This window comes from Pseudomonas canadensis (assembly GCF_030980095.1).
In the GTDB taxonomy this organism is placed as follows: Bacteria; Pseudomonadota; Gammaproteobacteria; order Pseudomonadales; family Pseudomonadaceae; genus Aquipseudomonas; species Aquipseudomonas canadensis.
Genome location: NZ_CP133298.1, coordinates 5,655,001 through 5,677,678, shown reverse-complemented (window position 1 = coordinate 5,677,678; position 22,678 = coordinate 5,655,001). Strand labels below are relative to the sequence as shown.

The following is a 22,678-nucleotide window of genomic DNA, read 5'->3' as shown; positions in this document are numbered from 1 at the left end:
TCATTTTTAGATTTTCGGAGTCAGCCATGGCCATCGCCGTTCCCTCGAACGAGGTCAACAGCCCCACCCTCAAGCAGCGCCTGGCGCGTGCCGAGCGGCTCAATCGCTGGAAGGCCCAAGCCTTGATCGCGCCGCTGGTGCTGTTCTTGCTGCTGGTGTTCCTGGTGCCGATTGTTGCGCTGCTGTTCAAAAGCGTCGGCAACCCCGAAGTGGTGGGCGGTTTGCCGCGTACGGTGGTGGCGGTGACGGCATGGGATGGCCGGGGTTTGCCGGGCGAGCCGGTGTACCGGGCCCTCAGTGAGGACTTGGGCGAGGCCCGTCAAAATCAGACCTTGGGCGATCTGTCCAAACGCTTGAACATGGAACTGGCCGGCTACCGCAGCCTGCTGACCAAAACTGCGCGGGCGCTGCCCTTCAGCGAAGCGCCTGCCTCCTATAAAGAAGCGCTGGAAAGCCTCGATGAACGTTGGGGCGACCCGGCGTACTGGCAGGCGATCCGGCGCAATACCAGCAGCCTGACGCCGTTCTACCTGCTGGCGGCGGTCGATCACCGCATCGATGACCTCGGTGAAGTGGCGCCGGCCACGCCGGACCAGGCGATCTATCTGGATATTTTCGCCCGGACCTTCTGGATGGGCCTGGTGATCACTGCGGTCTGCCTGCTGTTGGCCTATCCGCTGGCCTACCTACTGGCCAATCTGCCGGCACGCAAAAGCAACCTGCTGATGATCCTGGTGTTGCTGCCGTTCTGGACCTCGATCCTGGTGCGAGTCGCCGCGTGGATCGTGTTGCTGCAGTCCGGTGGCCTGATCAACAGTGCACTGTTGGGCATGGGCCTGATCGATAAGCCGCTGGAGCTGGTGTTCAATCGGACCGGCGTCTACATCTCCATGGTGCACATCTTGCTGCCGTTCATGATCCTGCCGATCTACAGCGTGATGAAGGGCATTTCGCCCACCTACATGCGCGCGGCGATTTCCCTGGGCTGCCACCCATTCACCAGCTTCTGGCGCGTGTACTTCCCGCAGACCTACGCCGGTGTCGGCGCCGGTTGCCTGCTGGTGTTCATCCTGGCGATTGGTTACTACATCACCCCGGCGCTGCTGGGCAGTCCGAACGACCAGATGGTCAGCTACTTCGTGGCGTTCTACACCAACACCAGCATCAACTGGGGCATGGCCACGGCACTGGGCGGCCTGTTGCTGCTGGCCACCGTGTTGCTGTACCTGATCTATAACCGCCTGGTAGGCGCCAGCCGCTTGCGCCTGAGCTGAGGAGACCTTGTGATGCTGAGCCCTTATATGTCGCCCGTTGAGCGGGTGTGGTTCTACAGCTTGCGGATCCTCTGCGGCTTGATCCTGTTGTTTTTGATTCTGCCGGTGCTGGTGATCATCCCGCTGTCGTTCAACAGCGGCAGTTTCCTGGTGTACCCGCTGCAAGGCTTTTCGCTGCATTGGTATCAGGACTTCTTCGCCTCCGCCGAGTGGATGCGGGCGCTGAAGAACAGCATCATCGTTGCCCCTGCTGCCACGGTGCTGGCGATGGTATTCGGCACCTTGGCGGCGATCGGCCTGACCCGCGGCAACTTCCCCGGCAAGGCGTTGGTCATGGCGCTGGTGATTTCACCCATGGTGGTGCCGGTGGTGATCATCGGCGTGGCCAGCTACCTGTTCTTTGCGCCGTTGGGCCTGGGCAACAGTTTCTTCTCGCTGATCGTGGTGCATGCGGTGCTGGGTGTGCCGTTTGTGATCATCACCGTCTCGGCGACGTTGCAGGGGTTCAACCATAACCTGGTGCGGGCGGCGGCCAGTCTCGGCGCCTCGCCATTGACTGCATTCCGCCGGGTGACCTTGCCGTTGATCGCGCCGGGGGTGATTTCCGGGGCGCTGTTTGCTTTCTCCACTTCGTTTGATGAAGTGGTAGTAACGCTGTTTCTCGCCGGCCCCGAGCAAGCGACTCTGCCACGCCAGATGTTCAGCGGCATCCGCGAAAACCTCAGCCCGACGATTGCGGCGGCGGCAACCCTGCTGATTGCGTTCTCGGTGCTGCTGTTGCTGACCCTGGAATGGCTGCGTGGCCGTAGCGAGAAACTGCGTACCGCCCAGGTTTAGAGCCCGTTGGCGATCAAAATGTGGGAGCGGGCTTGCTCGCGAAAGCGGTGGATCAGTTAAAGGTGTATTCACTGACAAACCTCATTCGCGAGCAAGCCCGCTCCCACACTGGTTTGTGTTCATTCATAAGATAGCCATTCAGCCGCTGAATGGCAGACAACCTCTTTGACTCAGCTACTCTTGTGCCAGCCCATCACTTAATAAGAGGCCGCGTACATGAGTACTTCCTCATTCAAGATCGCCCACAAACTGCTGACCGGCGCTGGCGCCATCGAACAACTCGCGGCTGAGCTCAACCGTCTGGATGTGGACAACCCGCTGATTGTCACCGACGCCGCGCTGGTCAAGTCCGGCACCGTGGCGCTGGCACTCGAACATCTGGGCGAGCGCACCTACGAGATTTTCGACCGGGTGTTACCCGACCCGGAAATCGCCATTGTCGAAGACTGCATGCGCGTTTACCGCGAGGGCGGGCACGACGGCCTGATTGGCGTGGGCGGGGGCAGTGCCATCGATATCGCCAAAAGTGTTGCGGCGTATGCCGGCTACCACGGCGCGCTGGCCGACTTGTTCGGCGTCGACCAGGTGCCACGCAAGGGCCCGCCGCTGATCGCTATCCCCACCACCGCCGGCACCGGTTCGGAGGTGACCAATGTGGCGATCCTCTCCGACAAGGTCGCGCAGCTGAAAAAAGGCATCGTCAGCGATTACCTGCTGCCGGATGTGGCGCTGATCAGCCCGCAGATGACCCTGACCTGCCCGCGCAGTGTTACCGCCGCCAGTGGTGTCGATGCGCTGGTGCACGCCATCGAGTCCTACTTGTCGCTGAACGCCTCGCCGATCACCGACGCCTTGGCTATCGGCGCCATCAAGCTGATCGCCAGTGCATTGCCCAAGGCCTACGCCAACCCGGCCAACCTGCAGGCCCGCGACGACATGGCCACCGCCAGCCTGATGGCCGGCATGGCGTTCGGGAATGCGGGCGTCGGCGCGGTGCACGCGTTGGCTTATCCATTGGGCGGGCGGTTCAATATCGCCCATGGCGTGAGCAATGCGCTGCTGCTGCCCTATGTGATGCACTGGAACAAGCTGGCCTGCGTGGAGCGCATGCAGGAGATTGCGCAGGCGATGGGCGTGAATATCACCGGCTTGAGCGTCAACGATGCCGCCGACCAGGCCGTCGAGGCGATGACGCGACTGTGTGCCGCAGTAGAGATCCCGGCGGGGTTGCGCAGTTTTGGGGTGCCCGAGGACGCGATCCCAGCCATGGCTGTAGAAGCGGCGGGTATTGAGCGCTTGATGCGCAACAATCCACGCAAGCTCAGCGCGGCCGATATCGAGAAAATCTACCGGGCCGCTTACTAACCGTTGAGTTAGGTCACGGTGCGCGCGGCAAAGCATGAGGTATACAATGCGCGCCATCGTGATTTAGCTCAAAAAAGGTGCGTCATGCAGCCCTTCGTCATTGCTCCATCGATTCTCTCCGCCGACTTTGCCCGCCTGGGTGAGGAAGTGGACAAGGTATTGGCCGCCGGTGCCGACTTCGTGCACTTCGACGTCATGGACAACCACTACGTACCCAACCTGACCATCGGCCCGATGGTCTGCGCCGCGCTGCGCAAGTACGGCATCACTGCGCCGATCGATGCACACCTGATGGTCAGTCCGGTGGATCGCATCATCGGCGACTTCGTCGACGCCGGCGCCACCTACATCACCTTCCACCCGGAAGCCTCGCTGCACGTCGATCGCACCCTGCAACTGATCCACGAAGGTGGTTGCAAGGCGGGCCTGGTGTTCAACCCGGCCACTCCGTTGAGCGTGCTTGAGTACGTGATGGACAAGGTCGACATGATCCTGCTGATGAGCGTCAACCCGGGCTTCGGCGGCCAGAAGTTCATCCCGGGCACGCTGAACAAGCTGCGTGAAGCCCGTGCGCTGATCGATGCTTCGGGCCGTGACATCCGCCTGGAAATCGACGGTGGGGTCAACGTCAACAATATCCGTGAAATCGCCGCCGCTGGCGCCGACACCTTTGTGGCCGGCTCGGCGATCTTCAACGCGCCGGACTACCAGGAAGTCATCGACAAGATGCGTGCCGAGCTGGCGCTGGCGCGTCCATGAGCGGCTTTGAGCAGCTGTTCCCCGGCAAATTGCCACGGCTGGTGATGTTCGATCTGGACGGCACCTTGATCGACTCGGTGCCCGACCTGGCGGCGGCGGTGGACGAAATGCTGCTCAAGCTGGGGCGCAAGCCGGCCGGGATCGAGTCGGTGCGCGAATGGGTCGGCAACGGCGTGCAGATGCTGGTGCGCCGGGCCTTGGCCAACAACATCGATGCTGAAGGTGTCGATGAAGTCGAGGCCGAGCACGCCCTGGAGCTGTTCAACGCCGCCTATGAAGACGGCCATGAACTGACCGTGGTCTACCCCGGCGTGCGCGACACCCTCAAGTGGCTGAGCAAGCAGGGCGTGGAAATGGCCCTGATCACCAACAAGCCGGAGCGCTTCGTCGCGCCATTGTTGGACCAGATGAAAATCGGCCGGTATTTCCGCTGGATCATCGGTGGCGATACCCTGCAGCAGAAAAAACCCGACCCGGCGGCGCTGTTTTTCGTGATGAAAATGGCCAATATCCCGGCCTCGCAGTCGTTGTTTGTCGGCGATTCACGCAGTGATGTGCTGGCGGCAAAGGCCGCGGGCGTGCAGTGCGTGGCCCTCAGCTACGGCTATAACCATGGTCGGCCGATCGCCGAAGAGTCGCCTTCACTGGTGATTGATGACCTGCGCCTGTTAATCCCCGGTTGCTTGGGAGCTGGCGCTGAGATAACGTTGCCCGATACCGATCCGTCCCCTTCTGGAAATTCCATCGTGGTGGTCACTCGCAAACTCTGGATGAAAGTCATCAAGGCCCTGGCCCGCTGGCGTTGGCGCGCCTGACTGATCCTGGCCGCACTCTGCGGCGCGTTTGCATACCTGACTGTTAGACCCTCAAGCCACGAGGCATATCATGACCCGCGAAGAATTCCTGCGTTTGGCCGCTGCCGGCTATAACCGCATCCCCCTGGCCTGCGAAACCCTGGCCGACTTCGACACGCCGCTGTCGATCTATCTGAAACTGGCCGACGAGCCTAACTCCTACCTGCTCGAGTCCGTACAGGGCGGCGAGAAGTGGGGGCGTTACTCGATCATCGGCCTGCCGTGCCGTACGGTGCTGCGGGTACACGACCATCATGTGAGCATTACCCATGATGGCGTCGAGATCGAAAGTCACGACGTAGAAGATCCGCTGGCGTTCGTCGAAGCGTTCAAGGCGCGCTACAACGTGCCGACCATTGCTGGCCTGCCGCGTTTCAATGGCGGCCTGGTGGGTTACTTCGGTTATGACTGCGTGCGTTATGTGGAAAAACGCTTGGGCAAATGCCCGAACCCGGATCCGCTGGGCGTGCCGGACATTCTGCTGATGGTTTCCGATGCCGTGGTGGTGTTCGATAACCTTGCCGGCAAGATGCACGCGATCGTACTCGCCGATCCATCCCAGGAGGACGCGTTCGAGCAAGGCCGCGCCAGCCTCGAAGCCCTGTTGGAAAAACTGCGCCAGCCGATCACCCCGCGTCGCGGCCTGGACCTCAGCCGTCCGCCGGCGGCCGATCCGATCTTTCGTTCAAGCTTTACCCAGGATGACTACGAGCGCGCCGTCGATACCATCAAGGAATACATCCTCGCGGGTGACTGCATGCAGGTGGTGCCGTCGCAGCGTATGTCCATCGATTTCAAGGCCGCGCCGATCGATCTGTACCGCGCGCTGCGTTGCTTCAACCCCACGCCGTACATGTACTTCTTCAACTTTGGCGACTTCCACGTGGTGGGCAGTTCGCCGGAAGTGCTGGTGCGTGTCGAAGACAACCTGATCACCGTGCGCCCGATTGCAGGCACCCGCCCACGCGGTGCGACCGAAGAGGCCGACCTGGCGCTCGAAGAAGACCTGTTGAGCGACGACAAGGAAATCGCCGAGCACCTGATGCTCATCGACCTGGGCCGCAACGACACCGGGCGTGTCTCGGAAATCGGTTCGGTGAAGCTCACCGAGAAGATGGTCATCGAGCGTTATTCGAATGTGATGCACATTGTGTCCAACGTCACCGGCGAGCTGAAAGCCGGCCTGACGGCGATGGACGCGCTGCGCGCGATTCTGCCGGCGGGCACCTTGTCGGGTGCGCCGAAGATCCGCGCGATGGAAATCATCGACGAACTGGAGCCGGTCAAGCGCGGTGTGTATGGCGGCGCCGTGGGTTATTTCGCCTGGAACGGCAACATGGACACGGCCATTGCGATCCGCACGGCCGTGATCAAGGACGGGGAGCTGCACGTGCAGGCCGGTGGCGGGATCGTCGCCGACTCGGTGCCGGCCCTCGAATGGGAAGAAACCTTGAACAAGCGCCGCGCGATGTTCCGCGCCGTTGCGCTGGCTGAACAGACCCCCAATTCCTGAGGTTTCCCCATGTTGCTGATGATTGATAACTACGATTCCTTTACCTACAACGTTGTGCAATACCTGGGTGAGCTGGGTGCCGAAGTCAAGGTGGTGCGCAACGACGAAATGACCGTGGCCGAGATCGCTGCCCTGAACCCGGAGCGCATCGTGGTTTCGCCAGGCCCGTGCACGCCGACCGAGGCGGGCATCTCCCTGGAGGCGATCCAGTATTTCGCCGGCAAATTGCCGATCCTGGGCGTGTGCCTGGGCCATCAGTCCATCGGCCAGGCCTTTGGCGGTGACGTGGTGCGCGCGCGACAGGTGATGCACGGCAAGACCAGCCCGGTGTTCCATAAAGATGCAGGCGTGTTTCATGGCCTCAACTTGCCGGTGACGGTGACCCGCTACCACTCGTTGGTGGTCAAGCGCGAAACCCTGCCGGAATGCCTGGAGCTGACCGCCTGGACCCAACTTGAAGACGGCTCGGTCGATGAAATCATGGGCCTGCGCCACAAGACACTGAATGTCGAAGGGGTGCAATTCCACCCTGAATCGATCCTGACCGAGCAGGGCTACGAGCTGTTCGCCAACTTTCTCAAGCAGAGCGGCGGCACGCGCTAAGGACTTTCCATGGATATCAAGACTGCCCTGAGCCGTATCGTCGGCCACCTGGACCTGAGCACCGCTGAAATGAGCGATGTGATGCGCGAAATCATGACCGGTCAATGCACCGACGCGCAGATTGGCGCGTTCATGATGGCTATGCGCATGAAGAGCGAAAGCATCGACGAGATTGTCGGCGCCGTATCGGTGATGCGCGAGTTGGCGGACAAGGTCGAGCTCAAGACCCTCGACGGCGTGGTCGATGTGGTCGGTACTGGCGGTGATGGTGCGAACATCTTCAACGTGTCGACGGCTTCTTCGTTTGTGGTCGCGGCGGCGGGTTGCACCGTGGCCAAGCACGGTAACCGCGCAGTGTCCGGCAAGAGCGGCAGCGCCGACCTGCTGGAGGCGGCCGGGATCTACCTGAACCTGACGCCGGTACAAGTGGCGCGTTGCATCGACAGCGTCGGCATCGGCTTCATGTTTGCCCAATCCCATCATGGTGCGATGAAGCACGCCGCTGGCCCGCGTAAGGACCTCGGCCTGCGCACCTTGTTCAACATGCTCGGCCCGCTTACGAATCCGGCCGGTGTGAAACACCAGGTGGTGGGTGTGTTCAGCCAGGCGCTGTGCCGGCCATTGGCCGAAGTACTGCAACGCCTGGGCAGCAAGCATGTGTTGGTGGTGCATTCCAAGGACGGCCTGGACGAATTCAGCCTGGCGGCACCGACTTTCGTGGCAGAGCTGAAAAATGACCAGGTCACCGAGTATTGGGTCGAGCCGGAAGACCTGGGCATGAAGAGCCAGAGCCTGCACGGCCTGGCGGTGGAAAGCCCGGCGGCCTCCCTGGAGTTGATTCGCGATGCCCTGGGGCGTCGCAAGACCGAGAACGGTCAAAAAGCTGCCGAGATGATAGTGTTGAATGCGGGTGCTGCGCTGTATGCGGCGGACCACGCCTACAGTCTTAAAGAAGGTGTTGCCTTGGCCCACGATGCGCTGCACACCGGTCTGGCTCGCGAGAAGCTCGAAGAGCTGGGAGCATTCACCGCGGTATTCAAGATGGAGAATGAAGGATGAGTGTGCCGACCGTTCTGGAAAAGATCCTGACCCGCAAGGCTGAAGAAGTGGCTGAGCGCCGTGCCCGCGTGAGCCTGGCCGAGCTGGAAGCCCAGGCGAAGATCGCCGATGCGCCGCGTGGCTTTGCCAATGCGCTGATCGCCCAGGCCAAGCTCAAGCAGCCCGCCGTCATTGCTGAAATCAAGAAAGCTTCGCCGAGCAAGGGCGTGATTCGTGAGATCTTCATTCCTGAAGAGATCGCCAAGAGCTACGAGAAGGGCGGGGCGACCTGCCTGTCCGTACTGACCGATATCGACTACTTCCAGGGTTCCGACCTGTTCCTGCAGCACGCCCGCGCCGCGTGCAAGTTGCCGGTGATCCGCAAGGATTTCATGGTCGACCCGTATCAGATTGTCGAAGCTCGTGCCCTGGGCGCCGACTGTGTGCTGTTGATCGTCTCCGCCCTGGATGACGTGAAGATGGCCGAGCTGGCGGCCGTGGCCAAAAGCGTCGGCCTGGATGTGCTGGTGGAAGTGCACGACGGTGACGAACTGGAACGCGCCCTGAAAACCCTCGACACACCGCTGGTGGGGGTCAACAACCGTAACCTGCACACCTTCGAAGTCAGCCTGGAGAACACCCTCGACCTGCTGCCGCGCATTCCGCGCGACCGTTTGGTGATTACCGAGAGTGGCATCGTCAACCGTGCCGATGTGGAGCTGATGGAGATCAGTGGCGTGTATTCGTTCCTGGTGGGCGAGACCTTCATGCGTGCCGAGAACCCGGGAGCTGAGTTGCAGCGCCTGTTCTTCCCGGAGCGTGGTGTGGCGGTCAGCGGTTCGACACTGGATTGATTTGAAGCGCGGCCATCATTTGGAATGCAGTCTAAATGTGGGAGCGGGCTTGCTCGCGAAAGCGGTGTGTCAGTCAGTATATTCATTGCTGTCTTACCGCATTCGCGAGCAAGCCCGCTCCCACAATTTGTTCGGTGTTCATTCAGAGAGGTAGGTGTTGATGGTTAAGCCGCAAGCGATGACTGTTGAAGCCGGTCTTGCCGCCGAGCAAGCCTTGTTGGCGGCTGTTTGCGCTGGCGAACAAGAGTTCGGCTTGCTGTTCTGGCAACCCAGCGACCAAGCCTTGGTCATGCCACGTCGTTTGAGCCGCTTGCCGGCATTTGAGACCGCCAGCCAGGTTTCCGCGGATGCCGGTTGGCCGGTATTGTTGCGTGAAACGGGTGGAGAACCGGTGCCGCAGTCGAATGCGACGGTCAACATCGCCCTGGTCTATGCTCCGCCGCGCAGTGAAGGCGATCAGAACCGTATCGAAATCGGTTATTTGCGTTTATGCCAACCGATCAGCGACTTGCTGATCGAGTTGGGAGGCGATGCGTCCGTTGGTGAAATCGACGGTGCGTTTTGCGACGGTCGCTACAACGTTAACCTCAATGGTCGCAAAATGGTCGGCACGGCCCAGCGCTGGCGGCAAAGTGATGGCCGCCCGGTGGGCTTGGTGCACGGTGCGCTGTTGCTGGAGAACGATCGCGAAGAACTGATCGCGGCGGTCAATCGCTTCAATGAAGCTTGCGGCCTCGACCAGCGGGTGCGTGCCGACAGCCATATTGCCCTGCACGAAGTCTTCCCGGCACCGAATGCACTCAGCCGGCTGGACGCCCTGTACCGTCAAATGCTGGCCAGCTTCCTGCCGGTCTAGCGGGTACCGAACACCACCATCGTCTTGCCTTTGACGTGTACCAGGTTGCGTTCTTCCAGGTCCTTGAGTACCCGACCGACCATCTCCCGTGAACAGCCGACAATCCGCCCGATTTCCTGGCGCGTGACCTTGATCTGCATGCCGTCGGGGTGCGTCATGGCGTCGGGCTGTTTGCACAAATCCAGCAAGCAGCGGGCGACACGACCGGTGACGTCAAAGAACGCCAGGTCGCCGACCTTGCGCGTGGTGTCCCGCAGGCGCTGGGCAATCTGGCCGCTGAGGGCGTAGAGGATGTCGGGATCCTGCTGGGCCAGCTCGCGGAATTTGGCGTAGCTGATCTCGGCCACTTCGCACTCGACCTTGGCGCGCACCCAGGCGCTGCGTTCCTGTTCCTTGCCGGCTTGTTCGAACAGCCCCAACTCCCCAAAAAAATCCCCGGTGTTCAGGTAGGCGATGATCATTTCGCGGCCGTCTTCATCCTCGATCAGGATGGTGACCGAGCCTTTGATAATGAAGAACAGTGTTTCGGAGCGTTCGCCGGCGCAGATGATGTTGTGCTTGGCCGGGTAGCGGCGGCGTTGGCAGTGCATCAACAGTTTGTCGAGATTCTTGATTTTGGGTATGGGAGTAAGGGCAACCATGGTTGTATCCCGAAAAGACTGCGCTAAATAGTTTGAGTTGTTGTATTCATCGGGTATCGGCACTGATACGCGCTGTATAAAGGGTGGCATTACGCCATCGATTTGGCGTCAGCTTAACAGACACATTCTGACTCGATTAGCCAATTTTCCGCGCAAAGCCTGCTATTGATCGCTTTTGTTGCAAACGCTGACGCAGGCGGGCCCTGTGCTAAGCTGGCGACCCTTTTTTAGCAGTGGAGTCTGGGCGATGAAGGCACGCATCCAATGGGCGGGCGAAGCCATGTTCCTCGGTGAGTCGGGCAGTGGCCATGTGGTGGTCATGGATGGCCCGCCGGAAGCCGGTGGCCGTAACCTGGGCGTACGCCCGATGGAAATGCTCCTGCTGGGCGTAGGCGGTTGCAGCAATTTCGACGTGGTCAGCATCCTGAAGAAATCCCGCCAGGCCGTGGAAAGCTGCGAAGCCTTTCTGGAAGCCGAGCGCGCGACCGAAGACCCCAAGGTATTCACCAAAATCCATATGCATTTCGTGGTGAAGGGCCGGGCGCTGAAAGAAGCCCAGGTCAAGCGTGCTATCGAGCTTTCGGCCGAGAAGTATTGTTCGGCATCGATCATGCTCGGCGCGGCTGGTGTGGCCATCACCCATGATTACGAAATCATCGAGTTGGGTTGATCACTCAATCGGCGGGCAAAAAGAAAGGGCGCTGTGATAGCGCCCTTTTTTCGGTTTGATACATTCAAATTCTATAGGTGCTTTTGGTCATGACTTTGGCCAAGAGACTCATGCCGAACCGCACCGGCGCCGGAAACCGGAAACCGCCCGCATCCAGCGCGCTTTCCGCGTGGTGTTCTTCATCGATACGCATCTGCTCAAGAATCGCCCGGGACTTTTCGTCCTCGGCTGGCAGTTGTTCCAGATGCTCATCCAGGTGTTTGCACACTTGGTGCTCAGTCGCGGCGACAAAACCCAGGCTGACTTTGTCGCTGATCAGGCCGGCAGCGGCGCCAATCCCGAACGACAAGCCGTAAAACAAAGGGTTCAGCACACTCGGGTGACTGCCCAATTGGCGAATGCGTTGCTCGCACCAGGCCAGGTGGTCGATTTCTTCCTCGGCGGCATGTTCCATGGCGGCACGGACCTGCGGCAGCTTGGCGGTCAGGGCCTGGCCCTGGTACAGCGCCTGGGCGCAGACTTCGCCGGTATGATTGATACGCATCAGGCCGGCAACGTGGCGGGTCTCGGTCTCGCTCATCTGCGCGTCGGGCTGCACGATCGCGGGCGAAGGGCGATACGGCTGGCCGCTGAACGGCAGCAGCGTGCGCATGGCCATATCGGCTTGCAGCAACAGACGGTCAATCGGCGAGTAGTGACGTTGGGTAGTCATGCTGACCTCCGGGAAGAATCTCGGCGGCCAGTTTACCGCAAGAGAGGGGGAAGCGTTTGCGCTGCATCAAGGGCATGGGGTCGCAGTCTGGGCTGCGACCTTTGCTGAAAGGCTGATCAGCCCGGCGGCCAGTTCATCTGGCGCTGACCCAGCACATGCATATGGATGTGATAAACGGTCTGCCCGCCTTTCGGGTTGCAGTTCATCACCACCCGGAAACCTTCTTCACACCCTTGTTCTACAGCCAGGCGCTGGGCGGTGAACAGGATATGACCGGCCAGGGCTTTATCTTCTTCAGTCAGGTCATTGAGCGTGGGGATGTGTTTCTTGGGAATGACCAGGAAATGCACAGGTGCCGCCGGATGGATGTCCTTGAACGCCAGGACTTGATCATCTTCGTAGATGATATCCGCGGGTATTTCTCTGTTGATGATCTTGGTGAACAGAGTATCCACAGCTGTTTCTCCATTATGAATGTGCAAGGTGAGTGTACTCAGCCAATCAACGTGGGCAATAGGCCTTGTTGATGGCGCCGGCAATCTTGCGGGTCAGCCAGCGTGGGCTGAAACGCGGGCTGAAGGCAATCCAGCGGTTGCGACGGCCGGGGATGATGATGGCTTTGTTCTTTTCCAGGGCCCGCACGGTATAGAGCGCCACTTCCTCGGGGCTCATCAGCTGTTGGCTGCGGTCGAGCTTGGCGGTGTCCATCTGCGCGGTGCCGAAGAACGCGGTGCGTGTCGGGCCGGGGCAGAGCACCGAAACCTTGATGCCGCAGGTTTTCAGTTCTTCGCGCAGGCCTTCGGAGAAATGCAGTACATAGGCCTTGCTGGCGTAATAAGTGCTCATCCACGGGCCGGGCTGGAACGCCGCGATGGACGCCACATTGAGAATCTGCCCGCCGCCGTGCAGCGCCATGGTGTTACCGAGCGCGTGGCACATACGGGTCAGGGCGAGGATGTTGACCTCCATGAGGTCTTGTTCGGTCATCCAGTCCTGGGCCAGGAATGGCCCGCTGGTGCCGATGCCGGCGCAGTTCACCAGCAGGTCGATCTGCCGCTCGCCTTCTTCAAGCTCCAGCAGGAACCCGGACAAGCGCAACGGCTCGCCCAGGTCGCAGGCTCGGAACAGCACCTCGACACCAAACCGTTGGGTCAATTCGATTGCAATGCTTTCCAACTGATCACGCTGGCGGGCCACCAGAATCAAGCTGCGGCCGCGACGGGCCAAGGCTTCGGCCATGGCCAGGCCAATGCCGCTGGAGGCGCCGGTGATCAGAGCGTAACGGGTCATGCCTTTCTCCATCGCAACGCCGCCGCGCCTGTGACAAAGGCATCACAGGCCGGGGGCGTTTCTTCACTGTTCTGGAGAGTCTACAGGTTCGCCCGCTTCGTCAGCACTCTGTGCTTCGTCTTCTTCGACGGTCGCGGCTTGGTCGGCATCTTCATCGGAGGTGATGGAGCTGCTTTCGTAGCTGCTGTCCATGTTGGCTTCGAGCTGGTTCAGGTAACCGTTCATGCCCAGGGTCACCACGATGGCAAGCATGACCGGGATAAACGCCAGCCACAGGGTGGCCAGGACTTTTACCGCCGTGGAGTTGCGTGGTGGTGGCGCGCCGTACTGGTTGGCGCCTGCATTACCTGGCAATACCAGCAGCAGGATCGGGAAGACGCTGTTCACCAGCGGAACCAGGTTGAGGAAGTACAACCAGCCCGACCAACCCAGGTCGTGCAGGCGCTGCACACCGATTTGTACACTGACCCAGACCAGCGCAACAAACAATGCGAGGCCCAGCAATACGCCGAGGATGGTGCCAGCAGTCGGCGAAGCGGTGGCAACGGCAAAGCTGACGGTGCTGATGATGCCGCCGGCAACCAATAGTGCCAGGGTCAACACCAGGGTCCAGGCGAGATAACGCAGACGACCGATGCGTCCGTGGATAGTGAACACCTTGAGGGTGGCGTACTCCGGCAGGTCATCACCCACGGCGGAGCGCGGTGGTGCATACGGTGAGGCCGCAGGGCGCGAGAAACTGCCAGAGTCTGTCTCGTGAGTTTCAGCCAGGCTGAAGGCCACAGGCTGTTCGGGCTCAATGCGCGCATCGACACCGGCGTTTTTTAGTGCGGTGAGGTAGGTTTCCGCATCCGGGCGCGACAGGTCACGTTTGAGTGCGACAGGGCGACCGGTGAAGAGCTTCTCGATGGCTTCGACGTCACTCTTGAACAGCTCGGCCAGGTTCAGCTTGGCCGTGGTGCTTTCGACACCCGGGAGCAGGGCTCCATCAAACACAATCTTGAAACGGTTGTCGCTCATGCGGGCTTCCTTGTCACTTGATTCAGGGAGGTAGTGCAGGCCGGCTCAAGCAGCAGGCCATGCGGTGGGTCAGCGCGGCCAGCGCAATTGAGCTGCCTGTTCACGGGCCTTGCGGTATTCGGCATCCAGACGGGCAACCAGTTCATCGACGCTGGGCAAATCATCAATCTCACCGACACCTTGGCCGGCGGACCATACAGTCTTCCATGCCTTGGCCTCGTCGCTCAACGGCTTGAGCTTGGAACCGAAGTTGACTTCGCCTTTGCCTTGCAAGGCGGCGAGGTCGAAACCGGCGTTTTCCAGGCTCTGGCGCATAAAGCTGGCGGGCACGCCGGAGACAGCGGGAGTGTGCACGATGTCGGCCGCGCGCGATGTGAGCAGCATCTCTTTATAAGCATCCGGGGCGTGACTTTCGGTGGTGCCGATAAAACGTGTGCCGAAGTAGGCCAGGTCTGCACCGAGCAACTGGGCGGCGAGAATCTCGTGCCCGTGGTTGAGGCAGCCGGCCAGCAGCAGGGTCTTGTCGAAGAACTGGCGAATCTCGGCAATCAGCGAGAAAGGGCTCCAGGTGCCGGCATGGCCGCCAGCACCGGCCGCTACGGCAATCAGGCCATCTACGCCGGCTTCGGCAGCCTTCTCGGCATGACGTCGGGTGGTGACGTCATGGAATACCAGACCACCGTAGCTGTGTACGGCGTCTACCAACTCCTTCACGGCGCCCAGGCTGGTGATGACGATCGGCACTTTGTGCTCGACGCAGATCGCCAGATCCGCCTCGAGCCTTGGGTTGCTGTTGTGCACGATCAGGTTGACGGCGTAAGGCGCGGGATTGTCCAACTGGGCCAGGCCCGCTTCGATTTCCTCCAGCCAGGCCTTGAACCCACTGCTTTCACGTTGGTTGAGCGCCGGGAAACTCCCGACCACCCCATTGCGGCAGCACGCCAGGACCAGTTGCGGGTTGGAAATCAGGAACATCGGCGCCGCCACGACGGGCAGGCGCAGGCGTTGTTCAAGCAGAGCGGGCAATGACATTGGAGGTACCCCGAGTAATTGAAGTTAGAACGGTTTGACCACGACCAAAATTACGATAGCCAGCAATATCAGAACGGGCACTTCATTGAACCAGCGATAAAAGACATGGCTGCGGGTGTTTTCGCCACGCGCAAAACGTTTTACCTGTGCGCCGCACATGTGGTGGTAGCCAATAAGCAGTACGACCAGCGTCAGCTTGGCGTGAATCCAACCGCCCGAGTGAAAGATGCTCGGGTTCAGGTAGATCAGCCAACCGCCGAAGATCAGCGCGGCAACCATTGCCGGCCCCATGATGCCGCGGTACAGCTTGCGCTCCATGACGCTGAAACGTTCTTTACTGACAGTGTCGTCGCTCTGCGCGTGGTAAACGAACAGGCGGGGCAGGTAAAACAGCCCGGCAAACCAGCAGACAATGCTGACGATATGAAAGGCTTTGACCCATAGATAAAGCATTTTTAGTTATTCCCAGGTTCACGGTAGCCGAGATAGTAGTGGCTCATGCGCCCGTACGTCACGTTGACGGTTGTCGCAGGACGATACGGCCCCTATTATCGACGGCTTTCCAGTGGGTTCGTTGAGGGCAGGTTTATGGTCAAGGTCGGTATCGTCGGCGGCACGGGTTACACCGGTGTCGAATTGCTGCGTCTGTTGGCACAGCATCCGCAAGCTGAGGTGGTGGTCATCACTTCCCGATCCGAGGCCGGGCTGGCCGTGGCCGATATGTACCCGAACCTGCGAGGCCACTACGACGGCCTGGCGTTCAGCGTTCCGGACATCAAGACCCTGGGCGCCTGCGACGTGGTGTTCTTCGCTACCCCGCACGGTGTTGCCCATGCATTGGCCGGTGAACTGCTGGCGGCGGGTACCAAGGTGATCGATTTGTCTGCGGATTTCCGTCTGCAGGACGCTGACGAGTGGGCTAAGTGGTACGGCCAGCCCCACGGCGCGCCGGAGCTGTTGGAAGAGGCAGTGTACGGCCTGCCGGAAGTCAATCGTGAGCAGATCAAGCAAGCGCGCCTGATCGCGGTGCCGGGTTGCTACCCGACTGCTACTCAATTGGGTTTCCTGCCTTTGCTGGAAGCCGGGTTGGCGGACGCTTCGCGTTTGATTGCTGACTGCAAGTCAGGTGTCAGTGGTGCCGGTCGTGGGGCGGCGGTTGGTTCGCTGTACTCCGAGACGTCGGAAAGCATGAAGGCCTATGCGGTGAAAGGTCACCGTCACTTGCCGGAAATCCGCCAAGGCTTGCGTCGTGCGGCGGGTAAAGATGTGGGCCTGACCTTCGTGCCTCATCTGACGCCGATGATTCGCGGCATTCACTCCACACTGTATGCCACTGTGGTTGACCGTTCGGTAGACCTGCAGGCGCTGTTCGAAAAACGTTATGCCAACGAACCGTTCGTCGATGTGATGCCAGCTGGCAGCCACCCGGAAACCCGCAGCGTACGTGGTGCCAACGTGTGCCGGATTGCCGTACACCGTCCTCAGGATGGCGACTTGGTCGTGGTGTTGTCGGTGATTGATAACTTGGTCAAGGGCGCGTCTGGCCAAGCAGTGCAGAACATGAACATCCTGTTTGGCCTGGATGAGAAGCTCGGCTTGTCCCACGCGGGCATGCTGCCTTAAGGCTACCTGGCTGTTAAGCAAAAGGCCCGTTGATCGGGCCTTTTGTGTTTTTAATGGCAGCAGCGCAGATTGATATACCGTAACAATAGTTGACCGCTTTTCTAGGAGAAGCGGATAATGCCGCCATTACGCATATGGCGGCGGTACGCCGGGAGATTATCAGCATGAGCGTTGAATCCTTCACCCCCACGGCTTTGCAATTCACCCACGGTGCTGCGCACAAGGTGAAGAGCCTGGTCGATGAAGAGGGTAATGATCGCTTGAAGCTGCGCGTATTCGTTACGGGCGGCGGTTGTTCAGGGTTTCAGTACGGTTTTACCTTCGATGAAGATGTGGCCGATGATGACACCATCGTTGAGCGCGAGGGCGTGAGCCTGGTCGTGGATCCGATGAGCTTCCAATACCTGGCAGGTGCCGAGGTGGATTACCAGGAAGGTCTGGAGGGTTCGCGTTTCGTGATCAAGAACCCTAATGCCACCACGACCTGTGGTTGCGGGTCTTCGTTCTCGATCTAATCTGTAGCGTATACAAAAACGCCGCTTGGCTGTGATAGGCCAAGCGGCGTTTTGCTGTCCGGATATTTTAGGCGGGGTAGATCGCGCCCAGTACCCGAAGCCCGCGTGCGCCGGTGACGCTCGGGCGGTTGGCGGCAATGCCTTCGAGGCAGCAGTGGGCCAGCCAGGCGAAGGCCATGGCTTCGACCCAGTCGGGATCCACCCCGTAGGTAGCGGTGCTGCTGACGTGAGTTGACGGAAGCAGGGTGGCCAGACGGTTCATCAGCGTGGCGTTGTGAGCGCCGCCGCCACATACCAGCAATGTTTCTGTCTGGGATTGGGCCGACTGTAGGGACTCAACGATCGTCAGGGCGGTCAGCTCAAGCAGCGTTGCCTGCACATTCTGGGGCTCAAATGCAGGCAAGCGGGTAAGGTGTTGGCGCAGCCATTCCAGGTTGAACACTTCGCGCCCAGTGCTCTTGGGGCCTTTGGTCACGAAGAAGGGGTCGCTGAGCAGGGCATTGAGCAACTGAGGCTCGACCTTGCCGCTGGCTGCCCACTGACCATCGCGATCAAAGTGTTCGCCGCGTTGTTGGTGAATCCACGCATCCAGTAGGACGTTGCCCGGGCCGCAGTCGAAGCCGGCTACAGGCTTAGCGGTCTCGATAAGGCTGAGGTTGCTGAAACCTCCGACATTCAATACGGCACGGTTACCAGTGCGCTCGCCAAACAACGCTTCGTGGAAGGCGGGCACCAGCGGGGCGCCCTGGCCACCGGCGGCCACATCGCGGCTGCGGAAATCGCTGACCACGGTGATGTTTGTCAGCTCGCTGAGCAAGGCCGGATTACCGATTTGTACGGTAAAGCCTCGGGCGGGCTCATGACGGATGGTCTGGCCATGGCTACCAACCGCACGAATGTCCTGCGGCTTGAGGTTTTGCTGGTCGAGTAGAGCGTGAATGCCTTGTGCGGCGAGGTTCACCCAGTTTTGCTGGGCGATGGCTGAGCGGGCAATTTCATCCGGCCCACTGGCGCATAGAGCGAGCAGCTCGGCGCGCAGGGTATCTGGCATTGGGATGTAGTGCGTGGCGATCAACTTGATCGCCGGGTCTTGCTCGATCAAGGCAATGTCCAGGCCGTCGAGGCTGGTCCCGGACATCACGCCTATATAGAGCGGCATACCTTAACGCTTCGCCGAAGCCAGCAGGGTGGAGCGCTCTTGATCCATGCGCGCCATCAACGGCTGGCTTTGTTGCATGAAGCGGGCGCGCTCGGCCTTGGCGATCGGGTCGGCCATCGGCAGTTTCTGGCCCAGTGGGTCGACGTGGACGCCATTGACCTGGAACTCATAGTGCAAGTGCGGGCCAGTGGACAGGCCGGTAGTGCCGATATAGCCGATCACCTGGCCTTGCTTCACGGTACCGCCAGTTTGCACGCCCTTGGCGAAACCTTGCATGTGGCCATATAGCGTACGGTAGGTGTTGCCGTGCTGGATGATCACGGTATTGCCGTAACCGCCGCGACGACCGGCCAGCAGTACCTTGCCGTCGCCGGCAGCCTTGATCGGCGTGCCACGCGGGGCCGCATAGTCCACACCTTTATGGGCGCGGATTTTGTTCAGAATTGGATGCTTGCGACCCATGGAGAAACGCGAGCTAATACGAGCGAAGTCCACTGGGGTGCGGATGAAGGCCTTGCGCATGCTATTGCCGTCGGCGGTGTAGTAGCTGCTGTTGCCTTGTTTGTTGGTGTAACGCACGGCGGTGTAGGTTTTGCCGCGGTTGGTAAAACGCGCCGAGAGGATATTGCCAGTGCCGATGACCTTGCCGTTGGCGACTTTCTGCTCGTAGATCACGTCGAATTCGTCGCCTTGCCGGATGTCCTGAGCGAAGTCGATGTCGTAGCCAAACACGCTGGCCATGTCCATGGTCATGCTGTGGGACAGGCCGGCGCGGGCTGCGGATTGTGACAGCGAGCTGTTGATGACGCCGTGCACGTAGGCGGAGCGCATCACTGGTTTGGTGGTGATGCGGTTAAAGGCAAAGCCCTTGGCGCCTTTGGTCAGGGTGATGCTTTCAAGGTCGCTGACATTGCTATGCAGGTTGTGCAGTTGGCCGTCAGGCGTCAGTTCGAACTCAAGTTTCTGGCCGTGTTTGAGCTGGGTGAATTGCTTGGCTTGCTTGTCGCTGGCCAGTACTTCATTGACGGTGGCAGCGGGGAGGCCGACTTTCTCGAACAGGGTCGACAATGTGTCGCCCTTGGCCACGATCACTTCGCGGTGTTGTGGGTTCTTGGCAGCGTCGACGACCGGTGCAGGCGGCTCTTGGGCGGCTTGCTGGGTATCTTCGGGGCTGCTTTCTATCTGGGCGAACGGCGATTCGGTCGGTTCATTTGTGGCTTGTTGCGCGTCGGAAGCGTCTTGATCTTGTGTCAGTTGTTCAGCGGGGCTTTCCAGGTCAAGGCTCAGGGATGTTCGTTTGGCTTCTACGTCACTGGAAGGGAATACCAGGAGTGCCAGGCTGAGAAGTGCGGCGATACCACTTGCGGCGAGCAGGTGGGTCTTCGGGTAAAGCGGCGGCGCTTTAGACGGTTCAGTGGTCATAGGTAATTTGACTTTGAAGATGAAATGGAAAAGATGAATGACATGATGAAGATGAAATAACTGTATAAAATATAACCAAATCATCTGTGGCGCAAGCTCGCGAACGCTGGGCTTGCTGAACGGTGTCCGTTCGCAGGGCAAAACTTGTAATTAGTCCCTGATCTTGTATGGTTGGTTCCCTTTTGAATCTGAGCCTTGCGGGTCTGTTATGAAGTCGGTTGAAGAGCAGCTAGCGCTGATAAAACGTGGTGCGGAAGAACTGTTGGTTGAAGCTGAGCTGATCGAAAAGCTCAAGCGTGGCCAGCCCCTGCGTATTAAGGCTGGCTTTGATCCGACCGCGCCGGATCTGCACCTGGGTCATACCGTGCTTATTAATAAGCTGCGCCAGTTCCAGGAGCTGGGGCATCAGGTCATCTTCCTTATCGGTGACTTCACCGGAATGATCGGTGATCCGAGTGGTAAGAGCGCGACGCGTCCGCCGCTGACGCGTGAGCAGGTGCTCGACAATGCCGAGACCTACAAGACCCAGGTGTTCAAGATTCTCGATCCGGCCAAGACCGAAGTGGCATTCAACTCCACCTGGATGGATCAGATGGGGCCGGCGGACTTCATTCGTCTGACCTCTCAGTACACCGTTGCGCGGATGCTTGAGCGCGATGACTTCGACAAGCGCTACTCCACCAATCAGCCGATCGCTATTCATGAGTTCCTCTATCCGCTGGTTCAGGGCTATGACTCGGTAGCCTTGCGTGCGGACGTTGAGTTGGGTGGCACCGACCAGAAATTCAACCTGTTGATGGGGCGTGAACTGCAGCGTGCGTATGGGCAGGAAGCTCAATGCATTCTGACCATGCCGTTGCTCGAAGGGTTGGATGGCGTCAAGAAGATGTCCAAGTCCTTGGGCAACTATGTCGGCATCCAGGAAGCGCCGGGTGTGATGTACGGCAAGCTGGTCTCCATTCCGGATGCGCTGATGTGGCGTTACTTCGAGTTGTTGAGCTTCCGCTCTATGGATGAGATCAATGCGCTGCGTGCTGATGTAGAGGCAGGCGCCAATCCTCGTGACGTGAAGATCAAGCTGGCTGAAGAGATTGTTGCGCGTTTCCATGGTGAAGAGGCTGCTGCCAATGCTCACCGTGCCGCGGGTAATCGCATGAAGGATGGCGAGCTGCCGGATGATCTGCCGGAGATTGAGCTGTCTGCTGCCGAGGCGATGCCGATCGCGGCTGTCCTTAATAAGGCGGGTCTGGTTAAGAACTCGGCCGTTGCGCGCGACCTTCTGGGTTCTGGTGGTGTGCGTATAGATGGTGAGGTTGTGGACCGCACCTTTATATACGAGTTGGGTGCTACCCACGTTTGCCAGGCTGGAAAGAAGGCATTTGCGCGTATTACGCTCAAATCCGAATAAAACTGAAATTAGGTATTGACGGCGAATTGTAACTCTCTATAATTCGCCCCACTTCCGGCGCAGTCGAAACGGAAAACTCCTTGGTAAACAATGAGTTATGTGGTTTTCGGCAGCAGGTTGCTTCAGTTCATCGAAGCCAAAAGGAAGTTGAAAAAGAGGTGTTGACAGCAGCGTGTAACGCTGTAGAATTCGCCTCCCGCTGACGAGAGATCGGAAGCGCAAGTGGTTGAAGTTGTTGAAGAAATCTTCGAAAGCTTCTGAAAATAATCACTTGACAGCAAATGAGGCTGCTGTAGAATGCGCGCCTCGGTTGAGATGAAAGATCTTAACCAACCGCTCTTTAACAACTGAATCAAGCAATTCGTGTGGGTGCTTGTGGAGTCAGACTGATAGTCAACAAGATTATCAGCATCACAAGTTACTCCGCGAGAAATCAAAGATGTAACCAACGATTGCTGAGCCAAGTTTAGGGTTTCTTAAAAACCCAAAGATGTTTGAACTGAAGAGTTTGATCATGGCTCAGATTGAACGCTGGCGGCAGGCCTAACACATGCAAGTCGAGCGGTAGAGAGAAGCTTGCTTCTCTTGAGAGCGGCGGACGGGTGAGTAATGCCTAGGAATCTGCCTGGTAGTGGGGGATAACGTTCGGAAACGAACGCTAATACCGCATACGTCCTACGGGAGAAAGCAGGGGACCTTCGGGCCTTGCGCTATCAGATGAGCCTAGGTCGGATTAGCTAGTTGGTGAGGTAATGGCTCACCAAGGCGACGATCCGTAACTGGTCTGAGAGGATGATCAGTCACACTGGAACTGAGACACGGTCCAGACTCCTACGGGAGGCAGCAGTGGGGAATATTGGACAATGGGCGAAAGCCTGATCCAGCCATGCCGCGTGTGTGAAGAAGGTCTTCGGATTGTAAAGCACTTTAAGTTGGGAGGAAGGGCATTAACCTAATACGTTAGTGTTTTGACGTTACCGACAGAATAAGCACCGGCTAACTCTGTGCCAGCAGCCGCGGTAATACAGAGGGTGCAAGCGTTAATCGGAATTACTGGGCGTAAAGCGCGCGTAGGTGGTTTGTTAAGTTGGATGTGAAATCCCCGGGCTCAACCTGGGAACTGCATTCAAAACTGACTGACTAGAGTATGGTAGAGGGTGGTGGAATTTCCTGTGTAGCGGTGAAATGCGTAGATATAGGAAGGAACACCAGTGGCGAAGGCGACCACCTGGA

23 protein-coding genes and 1 rRNA gene (1 of these 24 cut by a window edge) are annotated in these 22,678 nt (G+C 59.2%); 15 read left to right on the top strand and 9 right to left on the bottom strand.

The features are described 5' to 3' along the window. Positions 1–26 precede the first annotated feature (26 nt). The 10 genes from RB216_RS26510 (at position 27) to RB216_RS26465 (ending at position 9,953) form a co-directional block, all read left to right on the top strand. A complete protein-coding gene (locus RB216_RS26510; RefSeq protein ID WP_122686799.1) occupies positions 27–1,274 on the top strand; it encodes an ABC transporter permease in 1,248 nt (415 codons plus the stop codon). 12 nt (positions 1,275–1,286) lie between these two features. Continuing rightward, the gene (locus RB216_RS26505; RefSeq protein ID WP_028618151.1) at positions 1,287–2,111 is read left to right on the top strand and encodes an ABC transporter permease; all 825 of its coding nucleotides are present in this window, start codon (positions 1,287–1,289) and stop codon (positions 2,109–2,111) included. A 216-nt stretch (positions 2,112–2,327) separates the two neighbouring features. Continuing rightward, positions 2,328–3,476 carry an iron-containing alcohol dehydrogenase gene (locus tag RB216_RS26500; protein ID WP_308908057.1) on the top strand — a complete coding sequence of 383 codons (1,149 nt, stop codon included), beginning with the start codon at positions 2,328–2,330 and terminating at the stop codon, positions 3,474–3,476. Between the two features lie 84 nt (positions 3,477–3,560). Next, entirely contained in the window at positions 3,561–4,235 is a 675-nt protein-coding gene (rpe, locus tag RB216_RS26495; protein ID WP_028618149.1) for a ribulose-phosphate 3-epimerase, read from the top strand. Further along, complete coding sequence (locus tag RB216_RS26490; RefSeq protein WP_308908056.1) at positions 4,232–5,050, top strand: phosphoglycolate phosphatase; 819 nt, start codon at positions 4,232–4,234, stop codon at positions 5,048–5,050. The genes rpe and RB216_RS26490 overlap by 4 nt, the downstream gene beginning before the upstream one ends. 70 nt (positions 5,051–5,120) lie before the next feature. After that, on the top strand, positions 5,121–6,602 hold the full coding sequence (gene trpE, locus RB216_RS26485; RefSeq protein WP_028618147.1) for an anthranilate synthase component I: 1,482 nt from the start codon (positions 5,121–5,123) through the stop codon (positions 6,600–6,602). 9 nt (positions 6,603–6,611) lie between these two features. After that, positions 6,612–7,205 (top strand): aminodeoxychorismate/anthranilate synthase component II, encoded by a 594-nt coding sequence (locus RB216_RS26480; RefSeq protein ID WP_236318464.1) that lies wholly within the window; start codon positions 6,612–6,614, stop codon positions 7,203–7,205. Positions 7,206–7,214: 9 nt separating this feature from the next. After that, positions 7,215–8,264 (top strand): anthranilate phosphoribosyltransferase, encoded by a 1,050-nt coding sequence (gene trpD, locus RB216_RS26475; RefSeq protein WP_010206948.1) that lies wholly within the window; start codon positions 7,215–7,217, stop codon positions 8,262–8,264. Further along, positions 8,261–9,097: an indole-3-glycerol phosphate synthase TrpC gene (trpC, locus tag RB216_RS26470; protein ID WP_308908055.1), complete on the top strand. Its 837-nt coding sequence runs from the start codon at positions 8,261–8,263 to the stop codon at positions 9,095–9,097. Before trpD ends, trpC begins: the two co-directional genes overlap by 4 nt. A 160-nt stretch (positions 9,098–9,257) precedes the next feature. Continuing rightward, complete coding sequence (locus RB216_RS26465) at positions 9,258–9,953, top strand: lipoyl protein ligase domain-containing protein (RefSeq protein ID WP_308908054.1); 696 nt, start codon at positions 9,258–9,260, stop codon at positions 9,951–9,953. Here the strand turns inward: RB216_RS26465 and crp are convergent. Beyond that, positions 9,950–10,594: a cAMP-activated global transcriptional regulator CRP gene (crp, locus tag RB216_RS26460; RefSeq protein ID WP_308908053.1), complete on the bottom strand. Its 645-nt coding sequence runs from the start codon at positions 10,592–10,594 to the stop codon at positions 9,950–9,952. The two genes, RB216_RS26465 and crp, sit on opposite strands and share 4 nt — an antisense overlap. Positions 10,595–10,841: 247 nt before the next feature. Between crp and RB216_RS26455 the strand changes: the two genes are divergently transcribed. Beyond that, positions 10,842–11,264: an OsmC family protein gene (locus RB216_RS26455; protein ID WP_005792019.1), complete on the top strand. Its 423-nt coding sequence runs from the start codon at positions 10,842–10,844 to the stop codon at positions 11,262–11,264. 64 nt (positions 11,265–11,328) lie between these two features. Here the strand turns inward: RB216_RS26455 and coq7 are convergent, their stop codons facing one another. From coq7 to hemJ, 6 genes are all read right to left on the bottom strand, one after another. Beyond that, complete coding sequence (gene coq7 / locus RB216_RS26450) at positions 11,329–11,976, bottom strand: 2-polyprenyl-3-methyl-6-methoxy-1,4-benzoquinone monooxygenase (protein ID WP_015886151.1); 648 nt, start codon at positions 11,974–11,976, stop codon at positions 11,329–11,331. A gap of 116 nt (positions 11,977–12,092) precedes the next feature. Continuing rightward, positions 12,093–12,431, bottom strand: a complete 339-nt coding sequence (locus RB216_RS26445; protein ID WP_010206940.1) for a histidine triad nucleotide-binding protein — start codon at positions 12,429–12,431, stop codon at positions 12,093–12,095. A 46-nt stretch (positions 12,432–12,477) separates the two neighbouring features. Beyond that, on the bottom strand, positions 12,478–13,266 hold the full coding sequence (locus tag RB216_RS26440) for an SDR family NAD(P)-dependent oxidoreductase (RefSeq protein WP_016977897.1): 789 nt from the start codon (positions 13,264–13,266) through the stop codon (positions 12,478–12,480). Positions 13,267–13,329: 63 nt separating this feature from the next. Next, positions 13,330–14,286, bottom strand: coding sequence for a DUF805 domain-containing protein (locus RB216_RS26435; RefSeq protein WP_028618142.1), 957 nt, complete (start codon positions 14,284–14,286; stop codon positions 13,330–13,332). Between the two features lie 69 nt (positions 14,287–14,355). Next, the gene (locus RB216_RS26430) at positions 14,356–15,318 is read right to left on the bottom strand and encodes an NAD(P)H-dependent flavin oxidoreductase (RefSeq protein ID WP_025857066.1); all 963 of its coding nucleotides are present in this window, start codon (positions 15,316–15,318) and stop codon (positions 14,356–14,358) included. Between the two features lie 24 nt (positions 15,319–15,342). Beyond that, a complete protein-coding gene (gene hemJ, locus RB216_RS26425; protein WP_028618141.1) occupies positions 15,343–15,771 on the bottom strand; it encodes a protoporphyrinogen oxidase HemJ in 429 nt (142 codons plus the stop codon). A 135-nt stretch (positions 15,772–15,906) separates the two neighbouring features. Between hemJ and argC the strand changes: the two genes are divergently transcribed. Both argC and erpA read left to right on the top strand, forming a co-directional pair. Continuing rightward, positions 15,907–16,941 (top strand): N-acetyl-gamma-glutamyl-phosphate reductase, encoded by a 1,035-nt coding sequence (gene argC / locus RB216_RS26420; protein WP_010206935.1) that lies wholly within the window; start codon positions 15,907–15,909, stop codon positions 16,939–16,941. A gap of 164 nt (positions 16,942–17,105) precedes the next feature. Next, the gene (gene erpA, locus RB216_RS26415) at positions 17,106–17,456 is read left to right on the top strand and encodes an iron-sulfur cluster insertion protein ErpA (protein WP_003176443.1); all 351 of its coding nucleotides are present in this window, start codon (positions 17,106–17,108) and stop codon (positions 17,454–17,456) included. A 67-nt stretch (positions 17,457–17,523) separates the two neighbouring features. Here erpA and RB216_RS26410 read toward each other — a convergent pair whose 3' ends face one another. Both RB216_RS26410 and RB216_RS26405 read right to left on the bottom strand, forming a co-directional pair. Then, the gene (locus tag RB216_RS26410; protein WP_308908052.1) at positions 17,524–18,615 is read right to left on the bottom strand and encodes an anhydro-N-acetylmuramic acid kinase; all 1,092 of its coding nucleotides are present in this window, start codon (positions 18,613–18,615) and stop codon (positions 17,524–17,526) included. Between the two features lie 3 nt (positions 18,616–18,618). Beyond that, positions 18,619–20,037 (bottom strand): peptidoglycan DD-metalloendopeptidase family protein, encoded by a 1,419-nt coding sequence (locus tag RB216_RS26405; RefSeq protein WP_308908051.1) that lies wholly within the window; start codon positions 20,035–20,037, stop codon positions 18,619–18,621. Positions 20,038–20,245: 208 nt separating this feature from the next. Between RB216_RS26405 and tyrS the strand changes: the two genes are divergently transcribed. After that, on the top strand, positions 20,246–21,445 hold the full coding sequence (tyrS, locus tag RB216_RS26400) for a tyrosine--tRNA ligase (protein ID WP_016977905.1): 1,200 nt from the start codon (positions 20,246–20,248) through the stop codon (positions 21,443–21,445). Between the two features lie 496 nt (positions 21,446–21,941). After that, positions 21,942–22,678, top strand: a 16S ribosomal RNA gene (locus tag RB216_RS26395) (it continues 800 nt past the right edge of the window).

Coding starts and splice junctions, on each gene's coding strand:
- hemJ (WP_028618141.1), bottom strand. CDS start 15,771: ATGCTTTATCTATGGGTCAAAGCCTTTCATATCGTCAGCATTGTCTGC.
- RB216_RS26405 (WP_308908051.1), bottom strand. CDS start 20,037: ATGACCACTGAACCGTCTAAAGCGCCGCCGCTTTACCCGAAGACCCAC.
- RB216_RS26465 (WP_308908054.1), top strand. CDS start 9,258: ATGGTTAAGCCGCAAGCGATGACTGTTGAAGCCGGTCTTGCCGCCGAG.
- RB216_RS26455 (WP_005792019.1), top strand. CDS start 10,842: ATGAAGGCACGCATCCAATGGGCGGGCGAAGCCATGTTCCTCGGTGAG.
- RB216_RS26490 (WP_308908056.1), top strand. CDS start 4,232: ATGAGCGGCTTTGAGCAGCTGTTCCCCGGCAAATTGCCACGGCTGGTG.
- RB216_RS26505 (WP_028618151.1), top strand. CDS start 1,287: ATGCTGAGCCCTTATATGTCGCCCGTTGAGCGGGTGTGGTTCTACAGC.
- erpA (WP_003176443.1), top strand. CDS start 17,106: ATGAGCGTTGAATCCTTCACCCCCACGGCTTTGCAATTCACCCACGGT.
- RB216_RS26480 (WP_236318464.1), top strand. CDS start 6,612: ATGTTGCTGATGATTGATAACTACGATTCCTTTACCTACAACGTTGTG.
- RB216_RS26440 (WP_016977897.1), bottom strand. CDS start 13,266: ATGACCCGTTACGCTCTGATCACCGGCGCCTCCAGCGGCATTGGCCTG.
- trpE (WP_028618147.1), top strand. CDS start 5,121: ATGACCCGCGAAGAATTCCTGCGTTTGGCCGCTGCCGGCTATAACCGC.
- RB216_RS26430 (WP_025857066.1), bottom strand. CDS start 15,318: ATGTCATTGCCCGCTCTGCTTGAACAACGCCTGCGCCTGCCCGTCGTG.
- RB216_RS26510 (WP_122686799.1), top strand. CDS start 27: ATGGCCATCGCCGTTCCCTCGAACGAGGTCAACAGCCCCACCCTCAAG.
- RB216_RS26435 (WP_028618142.1), bottom strand. CDS start 14,286: ATGAGCGACAACCGTTTCAAGATTGTGTTTGATGGAGCCCTGCTCCCG.
- RB216_RS26500 (WP_308908057.1), top strand. CDS start 2,328: ATGAGTACTTCCTCATTCAAGATCGCCCACAAACTGCTGACCGGCGCT.
- argC (WP_010206935.1), top strand. CDS start 15,907: ATGGTCAAGGTCGGTATCGTCGGCGGCACGGGTTACACCGGTGTCGAA.
- trpD (WP_010206948.1), top strand. CDS start 7,215: ATGGATATCAAGACTGCCCTGAGCCGTATCGTCGGCCACCTGGACCTG.
- crp (WP_308908053.1), bottom strand. CDS start 10,594: ATGGTTGCCCTTACTCCCATACCCAAAATCAAGAATCTCGACAAACTG.
- RB216_RS26410 (WP_308908052.1), bottom strand. CDS start 18,615: ATGCCGCTCTATATAGGCGTGATGTCCGGGACCAGCCTCGACGGCCTG.
- trpC (WP_308908055.1), top strand. CDS start 8,261: ATGAGTGTGCCGACCGTTCTGGAAAAGATCCTGACCCGCAAGGCTGAA.
- coq7 (WP_015886151.1), bottom strand. CDS start 11,976: ATGACTACCCAACGTCACTACTCGCCGATTGACCGTCTGTTGCTGCAA.
- rpe (WP_028618149.1), top strand. CDS start 3,561: ATGCAGCCCTTCGTCATTGCTCCATCGATTCTCTCCGCCGACTTTGCC.
- tyrS (WP_016977905.1), top strand. CDS start 20,246: ATGAAGTCGGTTGAAGAGCAGCTAGCGCTGATAAAACGTGGTGCGGAA.